This is a genomic window from Erythrobacter sp. SN6-5, assembly GCF_057364945.1.
In genome coordinates this window covers 2716586-2736282 of record NZ_CP200282.1, presented here as the reverse complement: position 1 = coordinate 2736282, position 19697 = coordinate 2716586, and the positions used below count along the sequence as shown (strand labels likewise).

The following is a 19697-nucleotide window of genomic DNA, read 5'->3' as shown; positions in this document are numbered from 1 at the left end:
CGGGCTTGCTGGACGGCAAGGATACCCAAGGACGGGCTATTAGCCAGACGCTAGGATCGATATTTAGACATGGCATCACGCGCCGATTCAATCGCGAGCAATATGAGCCTCGCCAATTTCTCCAAAGCGACGGAGTTGCGCCAGCGTATCTGGTTCACCATCGGTGCGCTTATTGTCTTCCGCTTTTTGAGCTTTGTTCCGCTGCCCGGGGTCAATCCGTTGATCCTGGAAACGCTGTATGATCAAACGCGCGGTGGCATTCTTGACCTGTTCAATACATTTTCCGGCGGCAGCCTGGAGCGGATGAGCCTCATCGCGCTCGGCGTTATGCCGTATATCACCGCCTCGATTGTGGTGCAGATGGCCTCTGCCTTGCACCCAACGCTTGCAGCGCTGAAAAAAGAAGGCGCGACCGGGCGCCAAAAACTCAACCAATACACCCGCTATGGCACGGTGTTCCTTTGCATCATCCAGGGCTGGTTCCTGGCTGCGGGTCTCGAAAGCTTCGGCGCGCAAAGCGGGCTGCAAGCGGTCGTCAATCCGGGCTATATGTTCCGCGTCGGCGCCGTCATCAGCCTCGTGGGTGGCACTATGTTCCTGCTGTGGCTGGGTGAGCAGATCACCTCGCGCGGGATCGGTAACGGTGTCTCGCTGATCATTATGGCGGGTATTGTCGCGCAGTTCCCAACCTTCGTGTCCAACATGTTTGAGGGCGGCCGGACCGGTTCAATCTCGCTTGGTCTGATCGTTGGTTTCGCGATTATGGTGGTGCTGTTGATCCTGGTGATCTCCTTTGTGGAGCGGGCTCAGCGGCGCTTGCTGATCCAATATCCTAAGCGCGCCACGCAAAATGGTGTGATGCAGGCGGATCGCTCGCACTTGCCGCTAAAGCTCAATACCGCTGGTGTTATCCCGCCAATTTTCGCAAGCTCGCTGTTGCTGTTGCCGCTGACGATCACTCAGTTTGCTGGCGCGCCAAGCGGCGAGGAAGGCGCGGGCGGCTTTGCACAGAGCCTGTTGTTCTATCTCCAGCCAGGCGAGTGGATTTACCTCACGCTCTATGCGCTGGGCATTATCTTCTTCTGCTTCTTCTACACTGCGGTTGTGTTCAACCCGGAAGAGACAGCGGACAATCTGAAGAAAAACGGCGGCTTCATTCCTGGCATTCGCCCAGGTAAGCGGACGGCGGACTATCTCGAATATGTCCTGACCCGCATCACCGTGGTCGGCGCGCTCTATCTTGCGGTCGTTTGTGTGCTGCCGGAATATGTTATTCGCCAGACCGGCCTGCCGCTGTTCCTTGGCGGTACCAGCCTGTTGATTGTAGTGAACGTCACAGTCGACACGATCAGCCAAGTGCAGTCGCATTTGCTGGCGCACCAATATGGCGACCTGATCAAAAAGGCGAAGCTTAAGGGCCGTAAGCGCTAATCGGCGCGCGAGCATCTGGGGGATTTTGCGATGAACATCATTCTTCTTGGCCCTCCGGGTGCCGGTAAAGGCACCCAGAGCGCTGGCCTGGTTGAGCGTCACGGAATGGTGCAGCTTTCAACTGGCGACATGTTGCGCGCTGCGGTGAAGGCGGGCACGCCTGTTGGCCTAAAGGCGAAAGCTGTCATGGACGCGGGGGAGCTCGTGTCTGATGAGATTGTGGCTGAACTGATCGATGCTGAACTGGCGGCGATGGATGCGGGCACTGGCGCTATCTTCGATGGCTACCCACGCACAGCATCACAGGCTGAAACGCTTGACGCTATTCTGAGCAAACACAATCGCACGCTCGACCATGTGATTGAACTGGGCGTAGATGTTGATGCTCTGGTGGACCGGATTACAGGCCGTTTCTCGTGTGCCAATTGTGGTGCTCTTTACCACGACACCGCTAACCCGCCCACGAAAGAAGGGGTGTGCGACACCTGTGGCCACACAGAATTCAAACGCCGTCCTGATGACAATGAAGAAACCGTACGCACCCGGATGGCGGTGTATCGCGGTGAGACCGCACCAATCCTGCCAGGCTATGAAGCGCGTGGCATCGTGACGCGGGTTGATGGCATGGCGGGTATCACCGATGTCGCCAATGCGATTGACGCTGTGCTCGTTTAAGCGAGCAATTGCCGGGGCAGGGGACTAACTCTGCTCTTTCGTACAGTATCGGCATCGCCTAAACCGCTTCGCACAGAGATGCGAAGAGGACGATTGTGATGCGCGTAGTTTTGGCTGGTTTAGCAGCTTTGATGGTGGCTCAACCGGTTGCCGCTGAAGTGGTTTCGACCAGCGATAACGGCTTTGTAACCCGCGACGAGGCTGTGGTGGAAGCCAATCCCAAAGCGGTATGGCTGGCGCTGATCTCGCCTGGGCGCTGGTGGAATTCCTCGCACACTTGGTCTGGCGATTCTGCGAACCTTACCCTCACGCCGCAAGCGGGCGGATGCTTTTGTGAGCGCATTCCCGAAGATCCCGATCCGGAAAAGATTACGCTCGAGGGCAGCGTTGAGCACATGCGTGTGATCCAGGCCTACCCAGAACGTGCGTTGAGAATGCAGGGGGCACTGGGCCCGCTGCAAAGCGAGCCGGTTACCGGCATTCTGACCGTCGCGATCAGCGAGGTCGATGAAGGCACTAAGATCGTCTGGGAATATAATGTTGGTGGCTCCATGCGCTATAAGATCGGTGAGATCTCGGCTGCGGTTGGCGGGGTTATGACCCAGCAATTGTCGGGCCTGGCACAAAGCCTTGGCATGGTTTCTGGCCCGGCCTCGGTCAGCGATGACGCTGATGAGGCGGACGAGGGCACCAGCGCGATTGGTGATGACTTTCTCGACGGTGTCGAAGGCGCGAGCGAAGGTGAAGGCGGCAATTGAGGTGGGCGGGAAGACTAGTTTTCCCGCAGGTTCTCTGGCCCAGTTTTGACCTGGCCGTCGCGTCGCGCTAAATTGCGAAGCATTATAAGTGGGCAAAGCGAGTAATCTCGCGTAATTTTGCCGCTAAACTGTTCCATCGGACGAACTATTTTGTCCGATTGTCGCGCTATGATTTGCTAGCGGTTGACGTGCTGCGCGAATCGTCTTAAGCGCGCCCTTCATTCGAGATTTTCGAACCGAGTCCGGCAGGTAGCCTTATTGATTGGATGCCAACCGGGCTTTTTGCCGTTTAATCGGTTTTGACATTTGTCAGATCGGTTAAGCAGTAGCGTAAATCTCTGGTGAAGCGTTGAGATAGGGGTGGGTTGCATGTCGCGCTCATGTCCCTGTGGAGCATGGAGAATTAAGTGGCTCGTATTGCTGGGGTGAACATCCCTACAAATAAGCGTGTTATTATTGCGCTTACCTATATTCACGGGATTGGTCGCACGACCGCCGTGAAAATCGCTGACAAGCTTGGCATTGATCACGCTGCACGTGTGCAAGACCTTTCTGATGAAGAAGTTCTGCGTATTCGTGAGACGATTGACGCTGATCACACCGTCGAAGGCGATCTGCGTCGCAACACCGCGATGAACATTAAGCGCCTGATGGACCTTCGGTCTTATCGCGGCCTGCGTCATCGTAACGGATTGCCTGTGCGCGGTCAGCGCACTCACACCAACGCCCGCACCCGCAAGGGTAAGGCCAAGCCGATCGCTCGGCAAGAAGAAGTAAGCCTTGTTTGGGTCTTCCCAAGCAAGCTTTTACCTTCTGACGAGTTAAAGGATTTAGCCACATGGCACGCGAACCTGGTCGGGTTAAAAAACGCGACAAAAAGAATATCAGCAGCGGTGTTGCCCACATCAACGCCAGCTTTAACAACACGATGATCACCATCACCGATGCACAAGGCAATGCGATCAGCTGGTCCAGTGCAGGCATGATGGGCTTCAAAGGTAGCCGTAAATCGACGCCTTATGCAGCCCAGGTTGCCGCCGATGATGCTGGCAAAAAAGCCGCAGAGCATGGTGTGCGCACTTTGGAAGTCGAAGTGAAGGGCCCAGGCTCTGGCCGTGAGAGCGCATTGCGCGGTCTTGCAGCCGTTGGCTTTAACATCACATCTATCCGCGATGTGACGCCTATCCCGCATAACGGCGTTCGTCCGTCTAAGCGGCGCCGCGTCTAAACCGTCCCAGTTCGGTGGCCCTGGTGGCCATCGCAACGACCCGGCGGCCAAAGCGCAGTTCGCGAAAGCGCCAAGGCCCGCCGATAATTTGAACCGCTGCATAGCGAATTAGGGGAAATCCATGTCCGTCAATACGAAGAACTGGCAGGAACTTAAGAAACCCAACGCTCTCGAAATCAAGGAAGGTGGCGATAAGTCTCGCAAGACGACATTCGTCGCTGAGCCGCTTGAGCGCGGCTTTGGTCTGACACTCGGCAATGCGTTGCGTCGGGTGCTGTTGTCCTCATTGCAGGGCGCAGCGATCACCTCGATCAAGATTGAAAATGTACTGCACGAATTCTCGTCGCTCGCCGGTGTGCGTGAAGACGTGACCGACATCGTGCTGAATGCAAAGCAAATCTCGCTAAAGATGGAAGGCGAAGGCGCAAAACGCCTGCAGCTTTCCGCGACTGGTCCAGCTGAAGTCACCGCCGGTGATATCGCTGTCTCAGGCGATATTGAAGTGATGAACAAGGATTTGGTCCTGTGTCATTTGGACGAGGGTGCGACGCTCAATATGGAGCTGACCGCTGACGTGGGCAAAGGCTACACGCCTGCTGTTCAGAACCGTCCGGTTGATGCGCCGATCGGCCTGATCCCGATTGACTCGCTCTATTCGCCAGTCCGTCAGGTCAGCTATAAGGTTGAAAACGCCCGCGTTGGCCAAGAGCTTGACTATGACAAGCTCAGCCTCACGGTTGAAACAGATGGCACTGTGACCCCAGAAGATGCCGTGGCCTATGCTGCTCGCATTCTTCAAGATCAGCTGACACTGTTCGTCCACTTCGAAGATGGCATTCCGCAGCCGCAAAGTGCGATGATCGGCCAAGCCGCTCAGCCGCAAGAAGACGATGCGAACCAGCTCAACCGTTACCTTCTCAAGAAGGTCGACGAGCTGGAACTGTCGGTTCGCTCTGCCAACTGCCTCAAGAACGACAACATCATCTACATCGGTGATCTGGTTCAAAAAACCGAAGCCGAGATGCTGCGCACGCCAAACTTTGGCCGCAAGTCGCTCAATGAGATCAAAGAAGTTCTCTCCAGCATGGGTCTGCGCCTCGGCATGGACATTCCAGGCTGGCCACCAGAGAACATCGAAGAAATGGCCAAGAAGCTCGAACAAGAGCTGCTGGGCTAATCAGGTTCCGGCGGCGCACCTTAAGCGCCGCCAGTACCGGGCTACCTAATACGGGCCCCTTACAAACGAAGGATATGAATTATGCGTCACGGAATTTCACAGCGTAAGCTGAGCCGTAAGTCGGGCCACCGTAAGGCTCTGTTCCGCAACATGGCAGCGGCTCTGATCAAGCACGAGCAGATCCAGACAACTCTGCCAAAGGCGAAAGAACTGCGCCCATATGTTGAGAAGCTGATCACGCTGGCAAAGCGTGGCGGCCTGTCAAACCGCCGTTTGGCTCAGTCGCGTCTGCTGGACGAAACCCAGCTGAAGAAGCTGTTTGACGTTCTGGCTGAGCGCTATAGCGACCGCGATGGTGGCTACACCCGCGTGATCAAGGCTGGTTACCGCGCTAGCGACAGCGCGCAGCTCGCAATCATCGAATTGGTTGAGCGCGATCCAGAAGCCAAGGGCCAAGATAGCGGTCCGGTTATGTCGGACGAATATGATGAAGAAGAAGCAATGGCGTAAGCCGAGCTTTGATCTAGGGGCCGGGTGGCTCCGGTACGCAAACAAACGAATGGGCTGGTGGAGAGATCCACCGGCCCTTTTTGTTACGCGCGGCGGTTGCATGGCTTTTCTTTTGAGGCGCTGCGACTAGAGTCAGTGCCATGAAGACTACACTCACTGCCGCCGCAGGCGCGGCTCTCGCACTCACGGCTATCACCTCGGCTCCGGCAGCCGCACAATCGGCGCAGGAGCGCTTGGATGCGCGCTATGATCGCGCGCTTGCGGCGGGGTACAAGGCGCTGATGCTATGCAGCGCGATTGCGAACGCAGAGGCCAATGGAACAACGCGCACGCCAGCGAGCGTGCATGAGTGGGAGCTGACTGGCATTCAAGCGCCGCTGGACGATATTGTGCGCGAGCTGCCGTATGAAGTTCATCGTTACTTTGGTGATGGTGAAATCTTCTATACTTCGGTTGTTTGGGACGAGAATGTGGAGCCGAGATATGCTGTGTTTGGGCGGCATGAAGGATGTTCTGTACAACCTGTCGGTAGCCCAAAGCCGACGGGCGTGTCCTATCAGATTGATGGTGGAGCTTTGTGGCAGCTTCAGAAGGATGCGCGCACTCGGACCTTCACCTTGGGTGCAGATTCAGGCAACGGTAATTCTGAACAACTGGGTAGAGCACCTAATACCCCATTGAATCCGCTGTTCGAAAGAGCTCTAGGCAACGAGTATGGTCAAGGCCGTACAACCGCAGTTTTGGTGCTCAAGCAGTCTGACAGTCAGTCTTCCACGACGTGGGCGAGATATGCGGAAGGCTTCGACGAAAATACGCCTCAACGTACATGGTCAGTTGCCAAGAGCATAGCTGCGACATTGGTGGGCGCGGCTGTGCGGCGGGGCCAGGCAGATGTGAGTGTGTCTGCTGGTCTGGGCGTTGATGTCAACGATCCGCGTCGTTCTATTACCATCAACCATGCCCTCCGCATGGCTTCGGGGCGTTATTCGGACACGGCCGGGAACCGCACCGATCCGCTTTATTGGGGGGGACAACTGTTGACGAACGCGCACAAAACTGGCCGCTGCTTGCCAAGCCAAATACGGTTTATCGCTACGCCAACAACGACACTTTGGCCGCTGTGAAGGCGATTGAAGGAACGTTTAAAGCGCATCCACCAGCAGAACTCTTCGCTAAACTCGGCATGAGCCACTCCGTTGCCGAGACCGACTGGCAAGGCAACTACGTCCTTTCTAGCCAAGCGTGGACAACAGCGCGCGATCTGGCCAAGCTGGGGCAACTCTACCTCAATGACGGTGTGTGGAACGGTGAGCGTTTGCTGCCCGAAGGTTGGCGCGAATACGTCTCCGACCCATCCGGACCGCAGCCAGAAGGCACAGATTGGGGTTATGGGGCAGGTTGGTGGACCTTCCGCTTCAGCCAGAGGGCAATGCATTTGAGGGCATTCCTGACGACGCCTTCGCCGCGCGCGGCAATCGCGGGCAATATGTCGTCGTCGTGCCAAGCCGCAATGTCGTGATCGTGCGCCGGGGCGAGGATATGGTCGGAACGCGCTTCGATATTGCCGCTTTTACCCGCGATGTGTTGGCTCAATTGGATTGATCCACCGAGGGTAGAAAATACGATGTTCAGATAAATGGCTATAAACCTGAACAATCACTGCAAAGGTCAGTCAGGCTTAGACAATAGCGAATCATCCATAAGGGGTTTGTAGCCGGGACACCCCCGTTTCGGCGCAACCCGAGGATGATACCCTATGACGAAATTGACCAAGATGTTGGCCAAGGGCACGCTCGGGACCGTCGCCGCAGGTGCGATGGCCCTGGCAACAGCAGCTCCGGCGCAAGCGCGCGACTATGACAAAAAAATTGATGCAGGTGATGTGATCGCCGGTGCACTGATCATCGGCGGGATCGCCGCAGTGGCAGGCGCCTTTGACAAGAAGGACCGCTACAAACAACGCGATTATCGCGACCGCCGCTATCGTGGGGATCGCAACCGTGGCTACAACAATGGCTACAACCACCGCGCCAGCTACAACCGCGGCAATCCGCGCCGCGCCGTAGAGCGCTGTGTCCGCACCGCAGAGCGTCAGGCACGCCGTTTCGGAGGCTTCCGCTACGCTGATGTGACCGACATTCGGGACGTTGAACGCACCCGCTATGGCTTCCGGGTTAAAGGCCGCATCGTGGTCGAAGGCGGACGCGGTTATGGCCGGGGCTACTCAGATCGGGGCAGGTTCACCTGCTTTGTGGAGCGTGGCAACCGTCCGCAGGTCAACTTCCGTAAAATTCGCGGACTGCGTTGATCGTAGAACGATTGAATAACACGAACCCACCCAATGTATGGGCGGTTCAGGCAAGTGTAAGCCTGGGCCGCCTATGCCTGTATCCAGATCAGAGCGATTGGTGGCACGCTCATCCGCAACAGGAGGGAACCCAATGGCCCATTTGAAATCACTTGGCGTGCTGGCCGGTTTGGCCGCCGCAAGCGCTCTGGCAGCAACAGCCGGCGAGCGCCGCTGAACTGCCGAGCAGCCCAGTATCAAGCAGTCTAACAAGCGGGACGTTTTCCACCGCTCCTGCGTTCGATCTTTTTACTCCAGAGGCAGAGACGGTCGAGCATCACCGCTATCGCCGTTATCGTGGCTATCGCCGGGGCTACCGTCGCCATCGCCGTGTCGGCGTGGGCGATCTCATCGCTGGAGCGGTGATTATCGGCGGGATCGCAGCAATCGCCAACTCGACATCCCGCAAGAATGAACGCCGCTATCGCGACCGCGACTATGATCGCCGTGAGCGGGATTACGACAATCGCGAACGTCGCCGAGGCGATAGGCGCAGTGAGAGCGGCTCTGGCATCGACAATGCGGTCTCGCGCTGTGTGAACCAGATTGAGCGCGATGTGCGGGTGGAAGGCGTGGATAGCGTCGACCGCACGGGTGAGGGCTGGCGGGTAACTGGCTCGCTCTACAATGGCGATCGTTTCACTTGTCAGATCGGCAATGATGGCAGGGTCAGCAATGTTGATTTTGGCGGCAGTTTCTCCGGAGCGTCTGCGGGCGATGTGGATGACCGCCAGTTGAGCGATGACCGATACACCGAGGCACGCCGCACGCGCGGCATGTCTGAGCCAGACAGCCGCTATCAAGCGACCGTGGTTCGGGCTACGCCTGAGAACTCAGCGCAGCCTGCCTATCCGGGCGGACCATTGCCGGGCGAAAGCTTTGACGACCGCGTTGATGGCGACATCGGCGGCTAAACCTTAGCCAGACGGTTAAGGTCTGAAATTCGATAGAAGGGGCGGGTTATCCCGTCCCTTTTTTCGTGAGACCCTCTCGGTAAGATGGCAGCGATATCTGCCACACGACCGCCGCCACGCGCAGCGCATAACCCGCCGCAAAGGCGATGCCCCACACGGCAATGTTGAGCAGCCCCCAATGCGGTGCGGCCAGCATCCCGGCCACGGTTAGAGATGCGCTGAGCGCTGCCGCGGTTACGTATAGTTCTGGCCTCATAATGACCGACGGACGGCCTGCCACCACATCGCGGATGATGCCGCCCACACAGCCGGTGATGATCCCCATCAGCGCGGCGGGCACTGGTGGAATACCGTAAGCAGTGGCCTTTGCCGCGCCTAGCACCGCATAGGCGGCGAGCCCTGCGCCATCTGCGATATCGAACAACTTCCCCTCCCAGAACCGCGTCGGGGTGAACCAGGCGAACAGGGCAGTGGTGAGGCAGATCGCCGCGACCCAGGGGTCCGTGATCCAGAATACCGGCGCATCGATCAGCAGGTCGCGCACAGTGCCTCCGCCGACGCCAGTGACCAGTGCAAAGAACGCCATGGTGACAAACGTCTGGCGTTCCTTGGCGGCGATAACCGCACCAGACAGCGCAAAGATTGTGATTCCGGCGACGTCGAGAATGTCTAGGACTGGGGTGAGGATCTCCTCGTTCATGACTGGATCGCTGTTTCCGCCCCGCGGCGGTTCTTGCGCCGACGGAACATCAGGATGGAGCCAAGCAGGGAGCCGATCAGACCCAAGGCCGCGAATAGGATCAGGATCGGGTGGCTGCTATCTTCCCGCTCCGACAGGTCCATGATGTGCAGGCCCCACATGAAATCGAACCAACGCCACCAGATGGTGCGCACCGCCTCGATCTCGCCCGTGTCGCGCCCAATGTAGATATTCGCGCCGTCCTCTAGCGCCACCTGCCACACAGGCATTGGACGGCGGAAATCAAACGGGACTTCATTCGCCTCAAAGAAGGTGACGCTGCGCACTTTGTCTCCGCCGACAATACGCTTCGCCACAATCGCGTGGGCCTGAGCGCTGTCGAGCGAGGCAATGCGCTCGCCGCTCGTCATATCGACCCGGGTCACAGCGCCATCGAGGGCGGTCAAGATCGCGACCGCACGGCCATCCTGCATCACGGCGCGCATTTCCTTTAGGGCTGCCTCGCTCGTGGCAAGCTCGCTATCGGGCAAGATCAGCGGTTGTTCCGGTGCCTCAATGCGCAGGTGATTGCCGCGCACTTCCTCAATCGGCTTGGCGACCATGAACAGACCCGTCGCGGTCCACATCACAATCGGCACGCCGACGAGCCAACCTAACCATACATGCCATTTGGCAAACCGCTGCATCCAGGTCTTGCGGGTCATGCCATTTCCTTTGTGGGCGAATCTAACCGTGTAGAATTTCGCCTATGGCTTTGGCTGCATGGATGCAATCGAGATCGGACCAGCGCGGTCCCATTACCTGCATTCCGCAGGGCAGGCTGACGCCTCTATCGGTGCCAGACCCGATGGGCAGACATGTTGCAGGGAGGTTGGGGAAGGTCGCAAGGCCTGCCCATGTGAGACCAGCGCCTGCAGCCATTTCTGCGTCGTTGACGTGCAAAGTCGCATCAAAGATGGATCCATCCCTATGCGGCACGGCCAGCACCGGCGCAGGGGGAGAGAGGATAAAGTCATAGGTCTCAAACACGCGTTCCCAAGCGATTTCGTTGCGGGTCTGCACATCCAGCAGGTCGAACCAATCGGTCGCGCTGGCGCGTTTGCCATTGGGCGCAGGCGCCCCGCGCGCCATCGCGGTGTTCAGCATCCGCAGGTAATCCGCCTGCTGCTGAGCCAGGTCGGGCAGCAGATCACTGCTCCGGTCGATGGTCACACCCGCCGCCTCCAAGGCTTTCAGCGCAGCCTCGGTCGGCGCACGTACGCTGTCATCGATTGGGCTATCCGGGTAATCGAGCAAGGCGAGCAAGCGGCATTGCTTTAGCGGCTTGCCGCTTTCGCGCAGCGGCATGGAGGAACCGATCCGCATCAGGGCTGCAAGGTCATCGGCATTGCGTGCCAAAGGCCCGGCAATTGACAGCGCGCCATCGTGCGCGTCTTTGCCCTTCATCGCCGGGTGATCGTGGCCATGTTTGGAGACGAGGCCCCAGCTGCTCTTATGCCCCCACACCCCGCAAAAATGCGCTGGCACGCGAACGGAACCGCCAATGTCCGTGCCGAATTCGCAGGGCACCATTCCGCTGGCCACGGCAGCGGCGGACCCGCCGGAGGATCCACCGGGTGAGCGATCGTGATTGTGCGGATTGTTGGTGCGGCCATAGACCGGGTTGTTCGATTGCCAATCGGTTAGGTCGGGTGGGACATTGCTTTTGCCAATGAAGATGACGCCAGCGGCCTTGAGCTTCGCGACGAGTTTTGCATCACGCTTTGCGATATTGCCCGCGAATTGTGTGTGACCCCAGGACGTCGGCAAGCCAGCAATGTCGAAGCTTTCCTTGATCGTCATCGGCACGCCAAACAGCGGCTGATCATCGCGCGGCGTCACCCCGTCAAGCGCACGGGCTGCTTCGCTAGCCCGCTCAAAATCCGGCACGGCCAGCGCATTTACATGGCCATCAAAGTGCTCAATTCGGATGATCGCGGCGTCGACGGCCTCCGCTGGGCTCATTTCCCCTGCGCGGATGGCAGCAGCCGTTTCAAGCGCGCCGGGTTTGTCGGTCAGTGTTGGATAGGCCAAATGATCATCCCCTCACGCCCGGTTCTAGGGGCGAGAGGGGACAGGATCAATTGCCGTATTTGCGGGAGCGCAATCTAGCGCGGCGATTGGCCAGGATGCTCAGTTGCCGCGTGCTTTTTGAAGCAATCCCATTCCCAGCTTGGCCGCTGACCCGCCGTTCAAGTTCGCAAGGACTACGACAGTGGTTTTGGTGTCCGGGTTATAGCCGAGGAATGCGTTGAAGCCTTCAATCCCTCCACCATGCCAGATTGAGCGGCCTTCCGGCGTGTCCGTGATCAAAAGGCCCATCGCATATTTTGCGCCTGCGACCGCTTCAAACTCGCTGGGGGTCGTCAATTGAGTAAGACTGGCCTCGGACAACACTGCGCCGCCAAACAAGCCGCGCTGCCATTTGAGCAAATCGCCTGTGGTCGAATAGAGCGCTCCGGCACCGGTTGGGATCGCCATGTTCACATATTCAGCGTTCACAACCCCGTTTGACGACGGCGAGTATCCTGCCGCGCGCTTTGGGAGGATCTCAGAGCTGCGATCAATCCCTGTCGAGTCCATGCCGAGTGGAACAAAAAGGTTCGCCTTGACGAACTCTTGATAGCTCGTTTCGCTCACCACCTCGATGATCCGTGTGAGCATTACGAAATTGGAGTTGGAGTAACTCCACTGAGAGCCGGGTTCGAATTCAAGCGGTAGATCGGAAAACATCGCGATCAATTCATCCTGAGACGTGGGCAGGAATTTTTGTGTGCCAAAACTGTCTAATGAAGTGACATTGGGCAAACCTGAAGTGTGTTGGAGCAGGTTTCGCACTGTGATCTCGCCCCAAGTCGCGGGCGCATCGGTGATGTATTTGTTGATCGGATCATCCACATTGATCAGTCCGCGTTCTTGCAAAAGCAGGATGGAAACAGCGGTGAACTGCTTCGTAACAGAGCCGATACGAAAGCGTGTTTCGCTGGTGTTGGCGATATCCCATTCTAAGTTGGCTGACCCCCAAGCTTGGTTGAGCAGAACTTCATCGGCCTTCGCGACGAGGACCGCGCCCATATAGGCGCCGCTGTCTGCTTCAGGTTCGACCACAGCAGCCAGTTCTTCTGTGCTCTGCGCGTGGGCGGGCGCACAAACTGCCGCGAGTGCCAGTGAGGCAAGGGATAGGTTTAGCGATTTAGCAAGTGATCTTCTAAGCGGCATGCGAAGCTCCAGTGTGTTGGTGTATTATACTATCAACACACATAGGTAAATTCAGCAGGAGCGCAAGACGCTTAATCCTCGTGATCACATGTGGATTGGCTTGCCCGTCACGGCCATCGCCGCTTCTTTCACCGCCTCTGCGTGCGTCGGGTGCGCATGACAGGTGTAGGCGATGTCTTCCGACGTGGCGCCGAATTCCATCGCAACCGCAGCTTCTGCGATCATCGTGCCGGCCAGGCTGGCAACGATATGCACGCCCAGCACGCGGTCCGTCTCTGCATCGGCGATGACTTTCACAAAGCCATCGGTGTCGCGGTTTGCCTTCGCCCGGCTGTTTGCCATCATCGGGAACTTGCCAACTTTGACCGTGTGGCCTGCTTCTTTCGCAGCCGCCTCAGTCATGCCAACATCGGCAAATTCTGGCATGGTGTAGACCACGCCGGGGATCACATCGTGATTGATGATGCCGGTCTCACCTGCGATGTTCTCTGCGCAGGCGATGCCTTCATCCTCGGCCTTGTGGGCGAGCATCGGGCCGGGAACACAGTCGCCAATCGCCCAAACACCGTCCACTTTGGTGCGGAAGTCGTGGCCGACTTCGATCTGATCGCGCTTGTTGGTTTCAATCCCGATCTTATCAAGCGCCAGACCATCGGTGTTGGGCTAGCGCCCGATTGAGACCAGCACGTGGCTGGCCTTGATTGTCTGCTCATCACCGCCAGCGGATTTCTCCACGCTGAGCGTCACGCCTTTGGCGGTTGCCTTCGCGCCGGTGACCTTATGGCTGAGCATCAACTCCATGCCTTGCTTCTTGAAGATCTTGCCTGCTTCCTTGCGAACATCCGCGTCCATTCCAGGCAGGAGTTGGTCCAGGAATTCGATCACGGTGACCTTAGCGCCCAGTCGCCGCCAGACAGAGCCAAGCTCCAGGCCGATCACGCCGCCGCCGATGACGACGAGGTGCTCTGGCACTTCTTCCAGCTCCAGCGCGCCGGTGCTGTCGACGATGCGTTTCGCAGCATTGTCGACCTCAACGCCGGGCAGGGGCGTGACTGAGGAGCCGGTCGCGATGATGATGTCTTTCGCGGTGACTGTCTCGTCGCCGACCTTTACCGAATGCGCATCTTCAAATGCGGCGTGGCCCTTGATCCAGGTGACCTTATTCTTCTTGAACAAGAATTCGATTCCGCCCGTGAGCTCACCCACGGCCTTGTTCTTCTCCGCAATCATCACGCCCAGATCGAGCTTCGGCTTGGCGGTGATGCCCCATTTGGCAAAGTGACCACCATCGGCCTCTTCAAACAGTTCAGAACCGTGCAACAGCGCCTTTGACGGGATGCACCCGACGTTAAGGCATGTGCCGCCCAAGGTCTCGCGGCTTTCAACGCAGGCCGTTTTCAGGCCCAGCTGCGCCGCGCGAATGGCGGCGACATAGCCTCCTGGTCCCGCGCCAATGACAAGGCAATCGTAGTCGTAGTTCTCAGCCATCAGTAACTCCGCTCATCCTGAGCTTGTCGAAGGGTTGTCCTTCACTTGGTGTCCGTCGCTCAAAAGTGAAGAGCGGGGCTTCGACTGGCTCAGCCCGAACGGATTTGGTCTATTGCTTACAAATCGATCAGCATCCGAGTTGGATCTTCGATCGCTTCCTTGATGATTTTCAGAGCGGTCACAGCCTCGCGGCCATCGATCAGGCGGTGATCATAGCTGAGCGCGAGATACATCATCGGGCGGATCACAACCTCGCCGTTGATCGCAACCGGGCGGTCCTCGATGCGGTGCAGGCCCAGAACGGCGCTTTGCGGAGCGTTGATGATCGGCGTCGACATCAGCGATCCGAACACACCACCATTGGAAATGGTAAAGGTGCCGCCGGTCATATCGGCCATGGTCAGCGTGCCTTCTTTGGCGCGCTTGCCAAAATCGGCGATGTCTTTCTCGATCCCGGCAAATCCCTTTTTATCGCAATCGCGAACGACCGGGACGACCAGGCCATTGGGCGCGGATACGGCGACAGAGATGTCAACATAGTCGTGATAGACGATCTCATCGCCTTCGATATAGGCGTTGACCGATGGCACATCCTTCAGTGCGAGGCAGGCAGCCTTGGCGAAGAAGCCCATAAAACCGAGGCGGATGTCATGCTTCTTGGCGAAGAGGTCTTTGTACTTGGTGCGCGCCTCGATGACCGCGCTCATGTCGCAATCGTTGAAGGTGGTTAGTAGGGCGGCGGTGTCTTGCGCGCCTTTCAAACGCTTTGCGATGGTCTGGCGCATCCGCGTCATCTTCACGCGTTCGTCATTGCGGCCAGCGCCTGGCGCGGCGGCGCCTGCAGGTGCGGCGCCTGCAGGTGCGGCGGCAGCCGGGGTAGGGGAGGCTGCTGGTGCAGGATCACCCTTGGCTTTCGCGGCGGCGAGCACGTCTTCCTTGGTCAGACGGCCGTCTTTGCCGGTGCCTTTGATGGTCGAGGGATCAACCCCATGCTCCAGCACTGCACGGCGCACCGCAGGAGACAGTGTTTGCGCGGCGGCTTGCAGATCGTCGGAGCCTTCCGCTTTGGCTGCTGACGCCGGAGTGTCTGCCTTCGCAGCAGGAGCTGCCGCGCTGGCGGTAGCACCAGCCTCGATCACCGCGAGAACCGCGCCGACTTCTACCGTGTCGCCGACGGCGGCTTTATGCTCGGTCAGGACGCCTGCGATGGGCGAGGGCACATCAACGGCGACCTTATCGGTTTCCAAGCTGACTATTGGCTCGTCAGCGGCAACCGCGTCGCCGGGCTGTTTGAGCCATTCGCCAATGGTGCCTTCGGTGACGGATTCGCCGAGCGCTGGGACTGTAATATCTTGGGCCATAATGGGTTCCTTAGGCCTTTTTCTTGCTGGATTTACTGGATGAATTCGAAAGGTCGAGCGCATCTGCGATCAGCGCTTCTTGCTGCTCGGCGTGCCGTTTGGCAAGGCCGGTGGCAGGCGATGCCGAGGCATCACGTCCGGCATAGATTGGCCGCATGCCATCATGTCCGGCCGCGCTCAGCGATTCTTCGATCTGATTATCGACGAAGAACCATGCGCCATTGTTCTTGGGCTCTTCCTGGCACCAGACAACCTCTTTGAGGCCCGTCATCCGCTTAAGCCGCACGGCCAGTGGATCGCCGGGGAACGGATAGAGCTGTTCAATGCGGACGATTGAGACGTCTTTGATCTTTGCCTTGTCGCGTGCCTCGATCAGGTCATAGGCGACCTTGCCAGAGCACAGAACCAGACGCTTGACCTTCTTGTCATCGATCGCTGTCGTATCAGATTTGATCCGCATGAAGTGATGATCGCCAAGGAATTCCTCGCGCGGGCTCTTGGCCATCGGATGCCGCAGCAGGCTCTTTGGTGTCATAATAACCATCGGCTTGCGGAACGGACGCAGCATCTGGCGGCGCAGCACGTGGAAGTAGTTCGCTGCGGCGTGGTGATGTTGCAGACCTGGATATTGTCGTTCGCGCACAATTGCAGGAAGCGTTCGAGCCGGGCAGAGCTGTGCTCTGGACCCTGGCCCTCATATCCATGCGGCAGCAGCATGACGAGGCCGTTTGCGCGCAGCCACTTTGCCTCACCGCTGACGATGTACTGATCGATCATGATCTGCGCGCCATTGGCGAAATCGCCAAATTGCGCTTCCCATAGGACCAGTGATTTCGGGTCAGCCATGGCAAAGCCATATTCAAACCCGAGCACGCCGTATTCGGACAGGGTGCTGTCATACACCTCGAACTTGCCATGGGGCAGAGTGGTAAGCGGGATGTATTTGCGCTCGGTCTTTTGATCGACCCACACCGCGTGACGCTGGCTAAAGGTGCCGCGCCCGGAATCCTGGCCGGACAGGCGCACGCCGTATCCGCCCATCACCAGGCTGCCAAAGGCAAGCGCCTCTGCCGTGGCCCAGTCGAAGCCTTCGCCGCTGCTGAACATCTCGCCTTTGGCCTTCAGCACGCGGCCTAAGGTCTTGTGAATGTTCAGATCGTCCGGAACCTCGGTCAAAACGCGGCCCAGGCTGTCGAACTGCTTTGGCTCAAGCGCGGTTTCGACATTGCGCCGTGCGGATTCGGGATCGACCGGCTTGTTAAGGCCTGCCCAGCGGCCCGCGAACCAATCCGCCTCATTCGGCTTATAGCTCTTGGATGCCTCGAATTCCTCGTCGAGCTCGGCGACAAAGTCGTCCTGCAACTGCTTCAAGGTGTCGCCCTCGATCACGCCTTCGCCGATCAAGCGTTCTGAATAAATCGCACTGACTTTTGGATGAGTGCGGATCGCATCATACATCAGCGGCTGCGTAAACTTCGGCTCATCGCCTTCATTGTGGCCGAACCGGCGATAGCACCACATGTCGATCACAACGTCGCGCTTGAAAGTCTGGCGATATTCCACCGCCAGTTTACACGCGAAAGTCACCGCTTCTGGATCATCGCCATTCACGTGCAGGATCGGCGCCATCACGCCCTTCGCCACATCGGATGGATAGGGCGAGCTGCGCGCGAAGCGCGGCGAAGTGGTAAAGCCGATCTGGTTGTTGATGATAAAGTGCAGACAGCCGCCAGTGTCATAGCCGTTCACGCCTGACAGGCTGAGGCTTTCCCACACCACGCCTTGCCCGGCGAAGGCTGCATCACCGTGGATCAGGACAGGTAGAACCTGATCCTTCTTGTCGAGATCGTCCCGGATTGCCTGCTGCGCACGGACCTTGCCCAGAACAACCGGGTCCACTGTTTCCAGGTGCGATGGGTTGGGGACGAGCGACATGTGCACGTCGATCCCATCGAAATTGCGATCGGTGCTGGTGCCGAGGTGATATTTCACATCGCCAGAACCGCCAACGTCCTCTGGATTGGCAGAGCCTCCGGAAAACTCGTGAAAGATCACCTTGTATGGCTTAGCCATGACATTTGCGAGCACGTTGAGACGCCCTCGGTGGGCCATGCCGTAAATAATCTCGCGCACGCCGGAGCTGCCGCCATGCTTGATCACCGCCTCTAGAGCAGGGATCATACTCTCGCCGCCGTCTAGGCCGAAGCGTTTGGTGCCCACATATTTTTTGCCGAGGAACGCTTCGTATTGTTCGCCGCGAACCACCGCCGCCAGGATGGCGCGCTTGCCTTCTGGCGTAAACTGGATCGTCTCGCCCGGGCTTTCAAACTTGTCCTGCAGGAATCGCCGCTCTTCAGTGTCGGCAATGTGCATGTATTCCAGGCCAACCTTGCCGCAATAGGTCGCGCGCAATGTGTTGTAGAGTTCGCGCACGCTGGTCCATTCCAGACCGAGCACGCCGCCGACATAGACCTGAGTATCTTCCTTGCCTGCAAGGCCATGGAATTCGAGTGTAAGATCAGCCGGTACATCGCGGTGAGAGAGGCCCAGCGGATCGAGATCCGCCGCCATATGGCCTCGCACCCGGTAAAGGCGAACCAAGGTCATGGCAGAAATCGAAAGGCTCGCCGCCTCCTCAATCGCTGCCGGATCCAGCGCTTTGCCAGCCTTCTTTGCGGCCTTTTCAACCGCCAGCTTCATGACTGTCGGATCAAGCGCCTGCGTTAGATCATCGGCATCCTCGCCGCCGCTCAGCGGCCAACGCGCATTGCCCCACGAAGGGCCAGGCTGTGGTCCCTCTTGGTCCGGTACTTCCGGTATGAAATCTTGGCTTTCGTTACCCATCAAAGGTCACCTATTTTACCGAGCGCTCTCGGCTTCAAAGCATCTTACCAAAGCTGGGGGATAGTCCTGGGGAGGAAATATCCCTCAACAATCGCCTCAGGCAATTTCCTTAAGCATTGCATCCAGAGTGGTGCCCAGCTCAGATGGTGAGGGCGACACACGGATGCCTGCAGCTTCCATCGCCGCGATCTTATCATCCGCGCCGCCTTTGCCGCCAGACACAATCGCGCCAGCGTGGCCCATGCGGCGTCCGGGAGGCGCCGTGCGTCCAGCGATAAAGCCAACGGTTGGCTTGCTGCGGCCCTTGGCGGCTTCTGCTTTGAGGAATTCGGCCGCTTCTTCTTCCGCGCTGCCGCCGATTTCGCCGATCATGATGATCGACTTGGTTTCTTCATCACCCAGGAACAGGTCGAGCACGTCGATAAAGTTGGTGCCATTGACCGGGTCGCCGCCAATGCCAACCGCTGTGGTCTGGCCCAGGCCAACCATCGTGGTTTGATGCACGGCTTCGTAGGTGAGCGTGCCAGAGCGTGAGACCACGCCAACGCTGCCCTTTTGGAAGATGCTGCCCGGCATAATGCCGATCTTGCATTCGCCCGGTGTTAGAACGCCGGGGCAGTTCGGTCCGATCAGGCGTGAATTGGAGCCTTCGAGTGCGGCCTTAACCCGCACCATGTCGAGCACAGGAATACCCTCGGTGATCGCAATGATCAGCTCAACTTCGGCATCAATCGCCTCGCAAATGGCGTCACCAGCGAAGGGCGGCGGCACATAGATGCACGATGCGGTCGCGCCGGTTTCAGCCTTCGCCTCGCGCACGGTGTTGAAATTGGGTAAGCCAATGTGCGTCGTGCCGCCTTTGCCAGGCGTAACGCCTGCAACCATTTGCGTGCCGTAATCCAACGCCTGCTGGGTGTGGAACGTGCCCGTGTCCCCGGTCATGCCCTGGGTGATGACCTTGGTGTCTTTGTTTACGAGAATGCTCATTGTGGTTCGAAACCTCTGA

General features: G+C 58.2%; 16 protein-coding genes and 3 pseudogenes. 11 read left to right on the top strand and 8 right to left on the bottom strand.

What is annotated here, in order from left to right; all coding sequences use genetic code 11:
- Positions 1 to 69 precede the first annotated feature (69 nt).
- From secY to AC0V6Z_RS13585, 11 genes and pseudogenes are all read left to right on the top strand, one after another.
- On the top strand, positions 70 to 1431 hold the full coding sequence (gene secY / locus AC0V6Z_RS13635) for a preprotein translocase subunit SecY (protein WP_472638982.1): 1362 nt from the start codon (positions 70 to 72) through the stop codon (positions 1429 to 1431).
- Between the two features lie 30 nt (positions 1432 to 1461).
- Entirely contained in the window at positions 1462 to 2106 is a 645-nt protein-coding gene (locus tag AC0V6Z_RS13630) for an adenylate kinase (RefSeq protein WP_472638981.1), read from the top strand.
- A 98-nt stretch (positions 2107 to 2204) separates the two neighbouring features.
- Positions 2205 to 2864 carry an SRPBCC family protein gene (locus tag AC0V6Z_RS13625; RefSeq protein ID WP_472640921.1) on the top strand — a complete coding sequence of 220 codons (660 nt, stop codon included), beginning with the start codon at positions 2205 to 2207 and terminating at the stop codon, positions 2862 to 2864.
- A 407-nt stretch (positions 2865 to 3271) separates the two neighbouring features.
- Positions 3272 to 3637 (top strand): annotated as a pseudogene (gene rpsM / locus AC0V6Z_RS13620) (30S ribosomal protein S13); the annotation flags it as partial.
- Positions 3638 to 3702: 65 nt separating this feature from the next.
- On the top strand, positions 3703 to 4092 hold the full coding sequence (gene rpsK, locus AC0V6Z_RS13615) for a 30S ribosomal protein S11 (RefSeq protein ID WP_472638980.1): 390 nt from the start codon (positions 3703 to 3705) through the stop codon (positions 4090 to 4092).
- A 121-nt stretch (positions 4093 to 4213) separates the two neighbouring features.
- On the top strand, positions 4214 to 5269 hold the full coding sequence (locus AC0V6Z_RS13610) for a DNA-directed RNA polymerase subunit alpha (protein ID WP_472638979.1): 1056 nt from the start codon (positions 4214 to 4216) through the stop codon (positions 5267 to 5269).
- An 81-nt stretch (positions 5270 to 5350) separates the two neighbouring features.
- Positions 5351 to 5779 carry a 50S ribosomal protein L17 gene (gene rplQ / locus AC0V6Z_RS13605; RefSeq protein ID WP_472638978.1) on the top strand — a complete coding sequence of 143 codons (429 nt, stop codon included), beginning with the start codon at positions 5351 to 5353 and terminating at the stop codon, positions 5777 to 5779.
- A gap of 140 nt (positions 5780 to 5919) precedes the next feature.
- Positions 5920 to 6903 (top strand): serine hydrolase domain-containing protein, encoded by a 984-nt coding sequence (locus tag AC0V6Z_RS13600; RefSeq protein WP_472638977.1) that lies wholly within the window; start codon positions 5920 to 5922, stop codon positions 6901 to 6903.
- 277 nt (positions 6904 to 7180) lie between these two features.
- Positions 7181 to 7381, top strand: a complete 201-nt coding sequence (locus tag AC0V6Z_RS13595; RefSeq protein WP_472638976.1) for a hypothetical protein — start codon at positions 7181 to 7183, stop codon at positions 7379 to 7381.
- A 154-nt stretch (positions 7382 to 7535) separates the two neighbouring features.
- Positions 7536 to 8087, top strand: a complete 552-nt coding sequence (locus tag AC0V6Z_RS13590; protein WP_472638975.1) for a hypothetical protein — start codon at positions 7536 to 7538, stop codon at positions 8085 to 8087.
- A gap of 152 nt (positions 8088 to 8239) precedes the next feature.
- Positions 8240 to 9040 (top strand): hypothetical protein, encoded by an 801-nt coding sequence (locus AC0V6Z_RS13585; RefSeq protein WP_472638974.1) that lies wholly within the window; start codon positions 8240 to 8242, stop codon positions 9038 to 9040.
- 46 nt (positions 9041 to 9086) lie between these two features.
- Here the strand turns inward: AC0V6Z_RS13585 and AC0V6Z_RS13580 are convergent, their stop codons facing one another.
- The 8 genes and pseudogenes from AC0V6Z_RS13580 to sucD all read right to left on the bottom strand — a co-directional run bounded on the left by AC0V6Z_RS13580 (position 9087) and on the right by sucD (position 19678).
- Entirely contained in the window at positions 9087 to 9740 is a 654-nt protein-coding gene (locus tag AC0V6Z_RS13580; RefSeq protein ID WP_472638973.1) for a trimeric intracellular cation channel family protein, read from the bottom strand.
- The gene (locus tag AC0V6Z_RS13575) at positions 9737 to 10444 is read right to left on the bottom strand and encodes a PepSY domain-containing protein (RefSeq protein WP_472638972.1); all 708 of its coding nucleotides are present in this window, start codon (positions 10442 to 10444) and stop codon (positions 9737 to 9739) included. Before AC0V6Z_RS13575 ends, AC0V6Z_RS13580 begins: the two co-directional genes overlap by 4 nt.
- A 22-nt stretch (positions 10445 to 10466) precedes the next feature.
- Positions 10467 to 11813: an amidase family protein gene (locus AC0V6Z_RS13570; RefSeq protein WP_472638971.1), complete on the bottom strand. Its 1347-nt coding sequence runs from the start codon at positions 11811 to 11813 to the stop codon at positions 10467 to 10469.
- 99 nt (positions 11814 to 11912) lie between these two features.
- Complete coding sequence (locus tag AC0V6Z_RS13565; protein ID WP_472638970.1) at positions 11913 to 12887, bottom strand: serine hydrolase domain-containing protein; 975 nt, start codon at positions 12885 to 12887, stop codon at positions 11913 to 11915.
- A 195-nt stretch (positions 12888 to 13082) separates the two neighbouring features.
- Positions 13083 to 14486 (bottom strand): annotated as a pseudogene (gene lpdA / locus AC0V6Z_RS13560) (dihydrolipoyl dehydrogenase).
- Between the two features lie 116 nt (positions 14487 to 14602).
- Positions 14603 to 15847, bottom strand: a complete 1245-nt coding sequence (gene odhB / locus AC0V6Z_RS13555) for a 2-oxoglutarate dehydrogenase complex dihydrolipoyllysine-residue succinyltransferase (RefSeq protein WP_472638969.1) — start codon at positions 15845 to 15847, stop codon at positions 14603 to 14605.
- A gap of 10 nt (positions 15848 to 15857) precedes the next feature.
- Positions 15858 to 18691: pseudogene (locus AC0V6Z_RS13550) on the bottom strand (2-oxoglutarate dehydrogenase E1 component).
- A 96-nt stretch (positions 18692 to 18787) separates the two neighbouring features.
- Complete coding sequence (sucD, locus tag AC0V6Z_RS13545) at positions 18788 to 19678, bottom strand: succinate--CoA ligase subunit alpha (protein ID WP_472638968.1); 891 nt, start codon at positions 19676 to 19678, stop codon at positions 18788 to 18790.
- Between the last annotated feature and the right edge of the window lie 19 nt (positions 19679 to 19697).